We start from the raw sequence: 13,910 nt of genomic DNA on the forward strand, positions 1-13,910 counted from the left end.
GCTTTTTTAAGCGATCTAAACTGATAATTGTGTGATAATTGATTCAAAACTGGGAAACGATACTTTGATCGCTTCTGCTCCATTCACCCGCACACCATCTCTGGCAGCCAACCCTGCTATCGCAAGCGCCATCCCAATACGATGATCACCATGACTACTACACATTCCGCCCTGAATTTCATTTCCGCCTTCAATCACCATACCATCTTCTGTTTCCGAAATGTTAACACCGATCTTTTGTAGTTCCATCACTGTAGTGGTGATTCGATTTGTTTCTTTAACTTTTAGCTCAGAAGCATCTCTGATAATTGTTCTTCCATTCGCTTGCGCAGCGATCACTGCCAATATCGGGATTTCATCAATGAGTCGTGGTATAAGTGTCCCGCCAATTTCTACACCCTTCAGATCGTCTCCATATACGGTTACGTTACCAATGGGCTCATTACACCACACTCCAGTCTGTTCTATTTCCACTGTTGCACCCATTTGGACAAACACGTCTAAAATTCCTGTGCGAGTCGGATTAATGCCCACATCCTCTACCGTCATTCGACTACCTGGTACCATTAATGCCGCTGCCCATAAGAAAGCAGCAGAAGAAAGGTCACCAGGCACTTTAACATGGGTTCCAATTAAAGATTGCTTTCCTGGCACCATCACCTCTAACCCATTTGTAATCACTTCTACTCCAAACCCAGGTAACATCATTTCAGTATGATTACGTGAATGAATCGTCTCCCGAATCACTGTTTTGCCCTCAGCCTGAAGTCCTGCCAGTAGTAAAGCTGATTTAACTTGAGCAGATGCAATTGGACTGTTATAGTGCGTGCCCGACAAGCGGCTCCCTTGAACGGTAAGAGGCGTAAATCTTCCATGTTCACGACCTTCAATCTGGGCCCCCATCAGTCGTAGAGGCTCTACTACTCGTGACATGGGACGTCTAGCGATGGATTCATCCCCAACCAATACAGCACTCACTTTCGTTCCAGCTAGTATGCCTAGCATTAATCGAATCGTTGTACCAGAATTCCCTACATCGAGTGGTTTCAACGGTGATTGTAAGCCCTCTATTCCTTGACCATAAATCACAAGACTGCTCTCATTTTCCATTTGAATGTCTACGCCCAACTGTCGTAAGCAAGAAACAGTACTTAGACAATCCTCTCCATGTAAAAAGCCGTCTATGTATGTTTTCCCTTTGGCAATTGCTCCAAACAAAACAGCACGGTGAGAGATCGATTTATCACCTGGCACGGTATATCTTTTCTGAAAGGGTTTTATTCGCATTGTTTCTAACATGCTCATCCTCCTAAAGCTCATCTCCTGTAAATACGATATATCCAACACTGCGTAAGATCATAATCGCATTTAATAGATCCTTATTCGTTTTAAATGTTAGTCTGAGTACACCCGGATGGTCAACACGATTTTCCATCACTTCTATGTTTCGTATGCTAACTTGTGCATCACCTAAATGTACGGCTACTTTCCCAATCATACCTGGGTGATCTGGGATATCGACAAAACACTCATAACGAGGAGCTAAAATACCTCGGTCTCGCTCTGGCAACCGTTCTCTCAGTTGCTTTGATCGGGTGAATAATGAAATAATTTTTTGATCATCTTCAGTGGCAATCGCCTCTTGAAATGATGCCATCTGTCGTAACCAATCTTCCATAATCCGTAAAATCTCATGTCGATTGGTAAGTAAAATATCTTGCCACATCGTGGGATCACTAGCACCAATTCGAGTTAAATCGCGGAATCCTCCCGCAGCCAGACGGTGAAAAAAACCACTTTCTTGGTTATAGTCTCCTACCAAATTAACCAGACCTGATGCGATAATATGGGGAAGATGACTAATCGCTCCCACCACACGATCATGGTGCCTAGGCTCCATTTGAATAAACAACGCATGTGTTGCTGGTTTAAGTAAAGCTTGTAATCGATCCACTTCAGGTTGTAAAGCTTCATCCCCGGGGGTTAGAACGTAATAAGCATTCTCAAATAAGAGGGAGTGTGCCGCTTGAATCCCCGAACGATGCGAACCGGCCATAGGATGCCCTCCAATAAAAACAACTTGCTGATGGTCAAATAGATGACGGTAATCCATCACTTCCATTTTTGTGCTTCCAACATCCGTAATCACACAACCTGGTTTCAACGATAAGGCGGCTAACTCCTCCATCATGACTTTAATCATACGCACTGGAAGTGCAATGATGATATAGTCACAATCCACAACAGCTTCTGCTAAACTTGTCGTTCCCCTATCTAAAGCACCAATGAGCTTAGCAAAATGTAAATCTTCCAATGATCGATCAAAACCGATCACTTCACAATTGGTTCTTTCCTTCAATCCCAGTGCGAGTGAGCCACCAATCAAGCCCACTCCCAAAATGGCAACACGGTCTGACATAATCTTATATCTTCCCTTTCTCCTTTAAAAAAGCTGCAAAGGCTTGTAAGAAAAGTTCATTTTGCTCTTTTGTTCCTATCGTTACCCGAATAGATGTGGGATAACCTAATACTTGTCCAGATCGAACAATTATGCCAGCTCTCAGTAAATGATTAAAAACGTCATCTCCAGCAAAACCCGTATGAATCAGGATAAAATTGGCTTGTGATGGATAATAGGAGAGATCCCATTTCTCTAATTGAGATGTAATTTGCTTCATTCCTAAACGGTTTTGATTACGACAGTACAAAACAAATGTTTGGTCTGTTAAGGCATGTAAAGCTGCTGACTGTGCATAGCGATTGGTATTAAAAGGGTCGCGTACACGGTTGAGCATCTGTATCACACTAGGGTGGGCGACTGCATATCCGATACGAAAAGAAGCAAGCCCATATATTTTAGAGAATGTACGAAGCGCGATAACCTGTGGATTATAATCGATGAGTGCAATCGTATCCGGATAATCAGGATGTGTAACGTATTCCTGATAGGCTTCATCCATGACAACCAAAACATGTGGCGGTATACGTTCTAAAAACGATTCGATCGTAACACGATCGACGATCGTACCTGTAGGGTTATTCGGATTACAGATCCATACAATTTGCGTGTCCGCATTAATTCGATTTTCCATTTCTTTTAGATCGTGACACCCATCGGACAATGGGACTTTCACGATATCGGCACCCGTCATTTTTGTAACCATTTCATAGCGAGGAAATGTGAAATCAGCCATGATCGCGTTTTTTCCAGGCTTTAAATATACTTGGGCTAACATCTTAACAATTTCATCGGTTCCGTTCCCAAGTAGAATACGACTTGGGTCCGTCTCAATATGCTCTGCAATTTTTTCAGTGAGATCGGGTGCTGCCCCTTCCGGATAGAACGGTGTATCTTCTGGATGACTCACCCCTTTTGACCAGACCTCTTTTGAACATCCCCATGGATTTTCATTTGAAGCCATTTTAATCACTTCAGTTAAACCTAGTTCACGCTTCACTTCTTCCAGTGGCTTTCCAGGCTGATAGATCGCAGTATCCTTTATCCATTCATTTGGTGACACCATACCATAACACTCCTCTCCTTTATTCCTCCTTATCTTACTTTGATTTTAATGTTCTGACAAACTGTCGAAGCATACTTATCCCTTCCGATCGTGTTTCTAATTGAGTGAGTAGGTGTGATACAGCTTCTATTTGTTGGACAAATGCACTCCCCACAATTACGCTATCGGCGTGTTGATGAAAATAACGAACATGCTCCACTTGAGAGATGCCAAACCCCACTGCAATCGGAACTGGACTTACACGTCGTACTTCATTTAAAAATAACTCAACTTCCGGATTAAAGGTGGTACGTACTCCAGTCGTTCCCACCGATGAAACACAATAGATAAAGCCACTAGCACCTTCTACAATTTTCTCCATTCTAGCGCCAGATGTAGGGGCTACTAGTGGAATGACGGCTATGCCATATGACTCAGCTAACGCACGAAGCGCTAAACTTTCTTCGTAGGGGAGATCCGGAACAATGATACCCTCAAATCCACTTTGATGCGCATCGTGTATTAGCTCTTGAAAACCATACTGATAGAGAGGATTGCTATAAGAGAACAGAATCAAGGGGACATCTAAGCCTCTTGCCTGTGCTTGCTTTCCTAGCAATAATACATCTTTTAAATAAGTTTTTTTCCTGAGCGAGCGCTCTGCTGCGAGCTGAATGGCTGGACCATCTGCAGTTGGATCAGAGAAAGGCACACCAATCTCAATAGCCGCAACCTCTTCCTCTTGTAACATTTGAATCAAGTCTAATGTCACTTCTAAGTTTGGATCTCCTGCCATTAGAAAAGGAATAAGTTGTTTTCCTGAGCGTAATCTCAATTCAATGCGGTTCATATGCTTCCTCCTCCCATCACACGTCGAATTGTCTCCACATCTTTATCACCTCGACCAGACAAACAGACCACTAGGACTTCTTCAGGTGAACGCTTCTGAGCTACTTGAATCGCATATGCAATGGCATGAGCGGATTCTAATGCAGGGAGTATGCCCTCTGTCTGACATAACTCAACCAACGCTGACATCGCTTCATCATCTGTGATCGCATGATAGCCAACACGTCCAGTCTCTTTTAAAAAAGCATGTTCTGGTCCTACTCCTGGATAATCTAAGCCAGCAGAGATCGAATGTGCGGGTGAGACGAGACCATTTTGATCTTGTAAAATGTAACTTTTCATGCCATGTAAAATACCTGGAGTTCCCTTAGAGAGTGAGGCTGCATGTTTCTCAGTACTTAAACCCGAACCAGCAGCTTCTACACCGTGTAAACGCACCTCTTCGTCGGTCAAAAAAGCTGCAAACATACCAATCGCATTACTTCCTCCGCCTACGCAAGCGATAACATCTTGCGGGAGCCTTCCCGTTTGGGTTAAGATTTGTTCCCTCGCCTCATCACTAATCACGCGTTGAAAATATTTAACCATTGTGGGATAAGGATGCGGACCGACGGCTGAACCAATCAGGTAAAACGTATCTTCTACCTTCGCGACCCACTGTCTGAGTGCTTCATTGGTCGCATCTTTTAATGTTTTTGTACCCGAAGAAACGGCCTCTACTTTGGCTCCGAGAAGTTCCATCCGAAACACATTGAGTTGCTGTCTTGCCATATCTTCCTCGCCCATATAAACCGTACATTCCAGTCCGAGTAAGGAAGCTGCTGTTGCTGTAGCTACACCATGCTGCCCAGCACCCGTCTCCGCAATCAGCTTTTTTTTCCCCATTCTTTTTGCCAATAATGCTTGACCAAGTGCATTGTTAATTTTGTGTGCACCGGTATGATTCAAGTCCTCACGCTTCAAATAAATTTGTGCTCCGCCAATTTGCTCACTTAAACGTTTGGCATAGGTTAAAGGAGTCGGCCGTCCTGAATACGTATGAAGATAATGCCCAAGCTCTTCGACAAAAGCTGGATTAGCTATAGCCTCCAGGTAACCAGCCTCCAACTCTTCTAAAGCATACATCGCTGTCTCAGCTACAAACTGCCCACCAAAATCACCAAATCGCGTACGTGTAAAATGATCATTTTTCATCAACTCTGCTCACCTCGTCTATCAATTGTCTCATCTTCATACTATCTTTTTTACCGTTTGTCTCTATTCCACTCGAAAGGTCAATGCCATCTGGTGCATATTGATCGATTAATGCACCTACATTTCCCCTATGAAGTCCACCGGCTACCCACACCGGAAGGGTAGCACTTGGTAATTGATTCTTTACTTCAACGATTTGCCTCCAATCAAACGAAACACCTTGCCCACCACGTTTATTTTTATTGGCATAGTCAAGTAATATCACATCAATCCACGGTAAATATTCCTTTACAAGAGGCACTGGCTTTCCTTCCTCAATATGAAATACTTTGATCAACTGCAAATCGAAATGATTTTTAATCTCTCTACAAAACAAAACCGACTCGTTCCCATGTAATTGAATACCATCTATTTGAACAGCATGCATAAGCGCTGCGACGTCTTGAAAGGAAGGGTTCTGCATGACCGCAATTCGCTTACTCTTATCGGGTACATGCTGCAATAGATTTTGTAATGTCGTGTGTGAGACGGTGCGTGTTCGTCCTGGTACCAAAATAAAACCCATGTAATCAGGTGAAAGGGGTATTGCTTTTTTTACATCCTCACTCGTTTGAAATCCACACATTTTAACGGTTGTTTTTTTCAAATCACTTCACCTGCACAATTTCAGCTACAGTCGCTGTAGGAGATGATTGTCGCATCAAAAATTCTCCCACTAACACACCGTCAACACCAGCTCGACGCATCCGAATGGCATCTTTTATAGAATGGATGCCACTTTCTGCTAGGATGGGACGATCCGAGTTTAGAAAGGGAAATATACGTTCAGTATGCCCCAAGTCCGTTGTCAAAAGTTGAAGATCCCGATTATTAATACCAAGCACATCAGCCTTACTTTCATTAGCCACCTCGACTTCTTCAAGCGAATGCACTTCTACTAATACTTCCATCCTCAACTGATGGGCTAACGTAATCAAATCGTGTAAGGTTTGTGGTGTGAGTAAGGAGACAATCAATAAAATCGCATCTGCCCCTAATCGCTTACTTTCAATCACCTGTAGCGGATCTACGATAAAATCTTTGCGCAAGATGGGAATCGATGTCTGTTGTTTCACAGCCGTTAAATATTCAGGTTTACCCTTAAACCAATTTTGTTCGGTTAAAACAGAAATACATTGCGCTCCTCCCTCTTCATACATACGTGCTGTCTGCACAGGATCAACTTGATCTTTAATCACACCACGAGAGGGTGATGCCGGTTTTACTTCTGCAATTAAAGTGAGATGATCTTTTTGTAACGCTTCCGCAAACGGTCTTCCTGCTGGCAGCAATAGCGTTTTTTCCTTTATCTCTGGTGTAATGGTTTGCTCCAGATGCTTAATCTCATTTTGTTTATACGCAACGATTTGTTTAAGAAACATCTCGCACCCCCTGTGAACCGTTGATCACATCTGTTAACTTTTGCTTTGCTTTACCGCTGTGAATCGCCTCACGTGCCATTTTTACCCCTTGTGCCAAATCATTTGCATGTCCTGCTACATATATGGTTGCTGCAGCATTAAGTACCACGACATCTTGCATAGCACCTTTTTCATTATTGACAATTTTACGAATGATACGGGCATTCACTTCCGCACTTCCCCCCTCAATCGCTGCTACAGGTGTACGGTCAATGCCAAATTGTTCCGGAGTAATATCATAACTGAATACCTTGCCCTCTTTCACTTCACTAATTCGTGTCGGTGCCGAGATTGAAATTTCATCTAATCCATCATAACCTGCAACAACAATTGCTCTATCTACACCTAATTCACGTAAAACGAGTGCTACTTGCTCAGTTAATGCGATATCGTATACGCCTAGGAGTTGCGTATTTACGCCCGCTGGATTGACCATTGGTCCCAATAGATTAAAGCAAGTTCGTATCCCCATCTCCTTACGGGTAGGCATTACATGACGCATCGATTGATGAAATAAAGGAGCAAATAAAAAGCATAATCCTGTATGACGAAGTAATGCTTGCGCTTCATCTGCGTTCAATTGGATATTCATCCCAAGCGCTTCAAGAACATCCGCACTTCCGCTCTTACTGGAAATCGCACGATTGCCATGCTTTGCAACCGGGACGCCAGCGGCGGCTGCCACAAACGCAGATGCCGTAGAAATATTAAAGGTTTTACCACCATCTCCACCGGTCCCACATGTATCTACAGCCATAGGATAATCATGGTGAACACGCAACGCGTGTGTCCGCATACTTTGTGCAAACCCGACTAATTCAGAAACCGCTTCACCTTTCATCCGTAATGCGGTTAAGAGTGCTGCGATTTGCGCAGTCGTAAAGGTTCCTGTCATCATCTGATCCATCAAATCTCTGGCTTCGGAACGCGATAAGTCAGTACCGGCAATTATTTTTTGTAAGGTTGTCTGGATCATACCGCTCCCTCCACTGCTCTATACGACTTCGCAATTTCTAGTGAAAGTAAAGCTCCTTTAGCTTTATTTACCGTTTCTTGATACTCTGCTTCAGGATCAGAATCGGTGACAACTCCAGCACCTGCTTGTACAGTTGCGCGTTGATCTTTAAAATGGATCGTTCGAATCGCAATACAGGCATCTATATTTCCTGTAAAACTGAAGTAACCGATTGCTCCACCATATATCCCTCTCGGTTCTGGTTCCAGCTCTGCAATAATCTCCATTGCTCTTATTTTGGGCGCTCCTGATAAAGTACCTGCTGGAAAAGCAGCTGCAAATGCATCCAATTCACGATACGGTTCATCCAATGTAGCGGATACATGGGATACCATATGCATCACATGGGAGTATTTTTCAATTGATTTTAAATCAGACACTTGAACACTGCCAAAACGAGCAATCCTGCCTAAATCATTTCTTCCCAGATCAACTAACATCATATGTTCAGCGCACTCTTTTTCATCGGCAAGCAAACTTTCTTTGAGGCGGTTATCTTCATCACGCCCTTTACCTCGAGGGCGAGAGCCTGCTATCGGTCTAATTCCAACTTTGCGATCGTGAACGCGGACAAGCAATTCGGGTGAACTTCCTACAATCACCTCATCGTCTAAGCGTAAATAATACATGTATGGTGAAGGATTTAAAATCCGTAAAATACGATAGGTAAGCATAGGATCTGGAGGATCATCCATCGTCCATTTCTGCGACAGCACAACTTGAAAAACATCACCTGAATCAATATAAGCTTTAGCTTGCTTAACCTTCTCTATATATGTGTTTTTGCTCATATTCACACTTGCATTTCTAATCGGTTGTTCCGTTAAATCAACGGTTTCGATCGGCAGAATCTGTTTGGATTGGCGTATAAATGCTACTGCCCATTCTTTCAACTCTTCGGTCAATTGCTCATATCCAATCGCAAGTGCTTCTGTATCCATTTCTTCTACTACTTTCAAAAATCCAACAAACAATACCTGTTGTTTTAAATGATCAAAAACGATCATCCGATCGACAAACATCAAGTGAAAATCATGATGATGGAATAATTGATCTTCTTGGATAAGCGGCCGGTTGGGTTCAAAATAACGAATACTTTCATAGCCAATTGTTCCTACAGCCCCACCTAAAAATGGTGGGTATCCTTCGTACTGAGGTGCATGATGCTCATCTAATAATTGCTGTACGAGATTGATGGGATCAAATGTCATTTGAATATCACGACGATCTCTGCTTTTTAATTGAAATTTGCCATTTTGACCCTTTACAATTAGAAATGGATCTGCCCCAATATAGGAGTATCGTGACCATTTCTCGCCACCTTCTACACTTTCCAATAAAAAGGAATAGGACTCCTGAAGCATGCGATGATATAGGCTGACAGGTGTCTCTGTGTCAACAACGATCGTTTTACAAACGGGAATAAAGGAATAATGCTGTGCCAGATGTTTTACATCTGTAAGTGATGGGTATATGGACATACCGCGTTCCCTCCTCTTTTCTAAGCCTATTGCCTAAAAATGGAGGAGAAAGAATATAGGGGATTCGTGGGATATGAAATAAACCAAAGTAACATAAACTTTGGCTGAGGTTTTATATATAAAACTCCACTCAGCTCACCTAAACTATATCCAATCTCCACTCTGCTACTCTCATCTCTGGGTTCTTACCTGATCTTGCATTAGACTTTACCGTAGAATTTATATCATGTCAATAGATATTTGCGGATTGCTAAGATCTGGTCGAAGTTGCTCCGCCTCTTTCAAATAAACATGCTGAATCTCGCTTGCTGGTTTTTCTGTATTAACGAGTACCAATAACCGAATACAACGTGGTAAACTACCAGGCACAGCAATTTCACTCGCACATAGTAAGGGCACAGCTTCCCATTGGGGCATCGTACGGATCGCACGTGCAGGAAAAGTAGCATTAATATCTGCCGTAACCGTCACAAAAACACTACATATATCTTCAGGCATAATCTTGTTTTGCGCTACAATTTCTAATAACAACGTTTTTGTTTCAGCTAAAATGACATTTGTCTCATTTTCTTCAACTGTAATCGCACCTCGTATTCCTCGTACAGACATACTTAGCCTCCTCGAATAACTTGAAGCGCTTGTACAATCAACGCTTCTTGAACATGTTCTACCATTTCCACATGGCCAAGCTGTTTGGGTAATATGAAGGATAATCTACCAGAAGTACTTTTTTTATCGTGTTTGATGAGGTTGATGAGCTCATCATCTGAGCAAGGCAAGGAAAACTGCGTCGGCAATCCAAACGATTCAATTAATCGAATCGTTTTATCGATGACGGCTGGTGGTGTTTTAAGTACCCATTGCCCCAGATAAACGGCACTTACCATGCCAATTGCTACACATTCTCCATGTGTGTAGTGTTTGTAACCCGCACAAGCTTCGATCGCATGTCCAATCGTGTGCCCATAATTTAAGATAGCACGGATACCATTCTCCTTTTCATCCTGCTCCACAATCGTAGCCTTAATCCTACACCCGCGATAAATGGCTTCACACAATAAGGATGGGTCTCTCCCTAACAAGGCATTTTGATGATTCTCTAACCACCCTACAAATGACACATCCCAGATGAGCGCTTCTTTAATAAGTTCAGCAAAACCGGATCTCAGCTGACGTAATGGGAGTGTAGAAAGCGTATCTACATCAAAAATAACGCGTAAGGGTTGATGAAATGCACCAATAAGATTTTTACCCATCGCATGGTTGATGCCTACTTTACCCCCTACAGCACTATCATGTGCCAGCAGTGTCGTGGGAAGTTGGATAAAAGGAATTCCACGCATGAATGAAGCTGCTACAAAACCAGCCAGATCACCTACAACGCCTCCACCAAGCGCTAGGATCACACTTTTTCGATCTAAACCAAACTTCAAACATGCTCCAACCACACGTTCATACTGTAAAATGCTTTTACTCGCCTCACCAGCTGGTACAAAACATGTACCTACTTCATACCCAGCGGTGCATAATTGATCTTGAATTCGCCCTGCGTACAAAGGCCCTACATGACTGTCCGATATTAACATCAATTTTTGCTGTTGTGTAATCCCGAGTTCACGAAGTGATTGTACAAGCTGTTTGTGTAAACCAGATCCTATTTGAATATCATAGCTGTGATTTTTGGTCTTTACCGATAAATCATGAACTATCATTAAAACATTCGCACCCTTTCACGATAACGATGAACTTGATCGACTAGTTCTTCGATTGTATCAGCGGGGAACTTTTCAAGTAATGCTTGAGCGACCTCCCATGCTACCACATTCTCAGCTACTACGCTAGCAGCTGGAACTGCACAACTATCTGATCTCTCAATACTCGCTGCAAAGGGTTCCTTACTATCTATATCAACACTGTTTAGAGGTTTATATAACGTTGGGATGGGCTTCATCACGCCACGCACAACAATGGGTTCTCCTGTAGACATCCCGCCCTCAAACCCACCTAGGCGATTTGTCGCTCGAAAAAAGCCCTTCTCTTGCGACCATAAAATTTCATCATGTACTTCAGATCCTGGGCGTGATGCGGCCTCAAATCCAATCCCAAACTCAACACCTTTAAAAGCATTAATGCTAACCATCGCTTGTGCAATTTTAGCATCTAATTTTCGATCCCACTGCACATGACTACCTAAACCAACAGGAACCCCATCTACAATCACTTCTACGATACCACCCAGAGAATCGCCTTCTTTTTTCGCTCGGTCAATTTCTGCCATCATTTGGGTAGTTGCCTGTTCATCTAGACAGCGAACGGGCGATGCTTCTGAACGATCTTGCATCTCTTTTAGCCCTAGATCAAGGGATCGACTTGCCTTCACTCCACCAATTTGCAAAACATGTCCCATGATGTCAATTCCACAAGCTAATAAGATTAAACGCGCTACACCTCCAACTGCAACACGCGCAGCCGTTTCACGTGCACTGGAGCGCTCTAATACATCTCGCATATCGCGTAAGTCATATTTTAAGGCACCATTTAAATCAGCATGACCGGGACGTGGACGAGAAATCCGTCTTGCATCTACTTGCTCCGGATCAGGTTCAGCAGTCATAATTTTTTTCCAATGTGTCCAATCTTTATTCTCAATGATGAGTGCGATGGGCGCACCCGTTGTTTTTCCAAAACGGACACCTGACATCACCTGAATCTGATCTTGTTCGATTTGCATCCTCCGACCTCGACCATATCCTTTCTGGCGCCTGGCAAGTTGTAAATTAATTAGCTTCTGGTCAAACTCAAGGTGACTAGGGACACCTTCTATAATTAAAGTAAGTTGTGGTCCATGTGATTCTCCAGCAGTTAAATACCTCATCTCTCTACTTCCTCTCAGCTTCTCTGCTTCTCAGCTCTCATATTGAATTTAAATTTGCTTACTATCATATCACAAAAGGTATGGATAGATGAAGACCTAACACTTATGTCTGTTCATAGAATATACTGGAACAATAGCGAAAGGAGGCATTAATATGGGTATACAACCCATTCTCCAGCATCGACAAAAGAAATATAGCTATAAAAGATGGTCAAAACTTCCTTATGCTGGTGAAACAAAGCCGCCAGCATATCCAGTAACCCCAGATGCGAGAACTTGGCCGCTTTATTATCTGACCCACAATCGCATCGGCCATTTTGATGGACCCCACGGAAAGCGTATTCCACAAATTTTAAGCCCGAACCTGATCAACTGGACAAAACAATTAAAAGTGGTTAGAAAGGTCCTTCACAAACTGACTCCGCACCAAATTGCAATTGCTAAATATTGGGGAGCAGGGCCCGCTACGAAACAATGGGTGCCGATTTTAGATATTTTAATCGATACGTACAGTTCTTACCGGATTCATAACCCCATTATAACCCCTACTTATGCTGGACGAATTTTAGCTACAACACACGCTGCGATGAATGACACCTTTGTGGTTACATGGCAATTAAAATATCAATGGGATGTGGCTCGCCCCAATCAAATCGATCCCCAAACGGTTCCGATCTTATGTACACCTGTTTTCCCCGCTTATCCTTCTGGACACGCTGCCATCGCAGGTTGTGCAGAAGCGATGCTCAGTTATTTTTTCCCTGCTGAAAAAGAACGTTTAAAGCAACTCGCACAAGAAGCCGCCCAATCTCGTTTATATGCTGGTGTACATTTCCCAGTCGACAATCAACAAGGGTTAAAGTTAGGTCGTCAGATTGGTAAACAGATCACACAATTTTTAGCCACCCAAATTGATGGAACAGGCAAACCCATCGACCAGCCTCTACGACAACGTCGATCAGCCAAGCTCCCTCCACCTCAATATGAACAGGTTATTCCCTATTCTTTCTCTAACTATTGCTCATCCAAAATAAAAAAGGTGTCTCCATAGATAGCTGGAAACACCTTTAAGAAAATCACATTTAGATCCATTTGGAAATCGTTTTATCATAAGAAACGATTTCGTTTTCATCAAACCACAAAGCGAGTTCACGTGTTGCGCTTTCTGCAGAATCAGAACCGTGAATAATGTTCATGCTCACATTTACACCAAAATCTCCACGTAAAGTTCCAGGGAGTGCATCAGCTGGGTTTGTTGCCCCCATCATTTGACGTGCTGTTGCAATTACGTTGTTTCCTTCCCAAACCATTGCAAAAACAGGGCTAGAAGTAATAAAGTCGACAAGCTCACCAAAAAAAGGTCTCTCTTTATGCTCAGCATAATGCGTTTCTGCAAGCTCACGAGATACATCCATCAGTTTGGCCCCTACTAATTTGAACCCCTTCTTTTCAAAACGGGCAATTGCTTCCCCAGTGAGTCCACGCTGTACGCCATCTGGCTTAATCATTAAAAACGTTCTTTCCATTTCGTAT

The 13,910-nt window shown here is 42.9% G+C and carries 14 protein-coding genes; 1 reads left to right on the plus strand and 13 read right to left on the minus strand.

Translation table 11 applies throughout. The features are described from left to right. Positions 1 to 15: 15 nt before the first annotated feature. The 12 genes from aroA to aroC form a co-directional block, all read right to left on the minus strand. Complete coding sequence (gene aroA / locus IC619_RS01020) at positions 16 to 1,299, minus strand: 3-phosphoshikimate 1-carboxyvinyltransferase (RefSeq protein ID WP_249669665.1); 1,284 nt, start codon at positions 1,297 to 1,299, stop codon at positions 16 to 18. A gap of 10 nt (positions 1,300 to 1,309) precedes the next feature. Continuing rightward, positions 1,310 to 2,419, minus strand: coding sequence for a prephenate dehydrogenase (locus IC619_RS01025; RefSeq protein ID WP_191138260.1), 1,110 nt, complete (start codon positions 2,417 to 2,419; stop codon positions 1,310 to 1,312). A 4-nt stretch (positions 2,420 to 2,423) separates the two neighbouring features. Beyond that, positions 2,424 to 3,521 (minus strand): histidinol-phosphate transaminase, encoded by a 1,098-nt coding sequence (gene hisC / locus IC619_RS01030; RefSeq protein ID WP_430624085.1) that lies wholly within the window; start codon positions 3,519 to 3,521, stop codon positions 2,424 to 2,426. Between the two features lie 37 nt (positions 3,522 to 3,558). Beyond that, the gene (trpA, locus tag IC619_RS01035) at positions 3,559 to 4,353 is read right to left on the minus strand and encodes a tryptophan synthase subunit alpha (RefSeq protein WP_191138262.1); all 795 of its coding nucleotides are present in this window, start codon (positions 4,351 to 4,353) and stop codon (positions 3,559 to 3,561) included. Beyond that, positions 4,350 to 5,546 (minus strand): tryptophan synthase subunit beta, encoded by a 1,197-nt coding sequence (gene trpB, locus IC619_RS01040; RefSeq protein ID WP_191138263.1) that lies wholly within the window; start codon positions 5,544 to 5,546, stop codon positions 4,350 to 4,352. Before trpB ends, trpA begins: the two co-directional genes overlap by 4 nt. Next, a complete protein-coding gene (locus IC619_RS01045) occupies positions 5,536 to 6,192 on the minus strand; it encodes a phosphoribosylanthranilate isomerase (protein ID WP_191138264.1) in 657 nt (218 codons plus the stop codon). Before IC619_RS01045 ends, trpB begins: the two co-directional genes overlap by 11 nt. Position 6,193: 1 nt before the next feature. Next, positions 6,194 to 6,967, minus strand: coding sequence for an indole-3-glycerol phosphate synthase TrpC (gene trpC / locus IC619_RS01050; RefSeq protein ID WP_191138265.1), 774 nt, complete (start codon positions 6,965 to 6,967; stop codon positions 6,194 to 6,196). Then, positions 6,957 to 7,982: an anthranilate phosphoribosyltransferase gene (gene trpD, locus IC619_RS01055; RefSeq protein WP_191138266.1), complete on the minus strand. Its 1,026-nt coding sequence runs from the start codon at positions 7,980 to 7,982 to the stop codon at positions 6,957 to 6,959. Before trpD ends, trpC begins: the two co-directional genes overlap by 11 nt. Further along, positions 7,979 to 9,502, minus strand: coding sequence for an anthranilate synthase component I (gene trpE, locus IC619_RS01060; protein WP_191138267.1), 1,524 nt, complete (start codon positions 9,500 to 9,502; stop codon positions 7,979 to 7,981). The genes trpD and trpE overlap by 4 nt, the downstream gene beginning before the upstream one ends. A gap of 219 nt (positions 9,503 to 9,721) precedes the next feature. Continuing rightward, entirely contained in the window at positions 9,722 to 10,111 is a 390-nt protein-coding gene (gene aroH / locus IC619_RS01065) for a chorismate mutase (RefSeq protein WP_191138268.1), read from the minus strand. A gap of 2 nt (positions 10,112 to 10,113) precedes the next feature. Further along, positions 10,114 to 11,214 carry a 3-dehydroquinate synthase gene (aroB, locus tag IC619_RS01070; protein ID WP_191138269.1) on the minus strand — a complete coding sequence of 367 codons (1,101 nt, stop codon included), beginning with the start codon at positions 11,212 to 11,214 and terminating at the stop codon, positions 10,114 to 10,116. Beyond that, positions 11,214 to 12,377 (minus strand): chorismate synthase, encoded by a 1,164-nt coding sequence (gene aroC, locus IC619_RS01075; protein WP_191138270.1) that lies wholly within the window; start codon positions 12,375 to 12,377, stop codon positions 11,214 to 11,216. The genes aroB and aroC overlap by 1 nt, the downstream gene beginning before the upstream one ends. Before the next feature lie 154 nt (positions 12,378 to 12,531). Here aroC and IC619_RS01080 point away from each other — a divergent pair, with 154 nt between their 5' ends. Further along, positions 12,532 to 13,428: a vanadium-dependent haloperoxidase gene (locus IC619_RS01080; RefSeq protein ID WP_191138271.1), complete on the plus strand. Its 897-nt coding sequence runs from the start codon at positions 12,532 to 12,534 to the stop codon at positions 13,426 to 13,428. Between the two features lie 31 nt (positions 13,429 to 13,459). On the opposite strand, the gene ndk is transcribed toward IC619_RS01080, so the two are convergent. Continuing rightward, a complete protein-coding gene (gene ndk, locus IC619_RS01085) occupies positions 13,460 to 13,903 on the minus strand; it encodes a nucleoside-diphosphate kinase (RefSeq protein ID WP_191138272.1) in 444 nt (147 codons plus the stop codon). Between the last annotated feature and the right edge of the window lie 7 nt (positions 13,904 to 13,910).

Origin of the sequence: Polycladospora coralii (assembly GCF_014773435.2) — a bacterium.
Taxonomy (GTDB): Bacteria; Bacillota; Bacilli; order Thermoactinomycetales; family Thermoactinomycetaceae; genus Polycladospora; species Polycladospora coralii.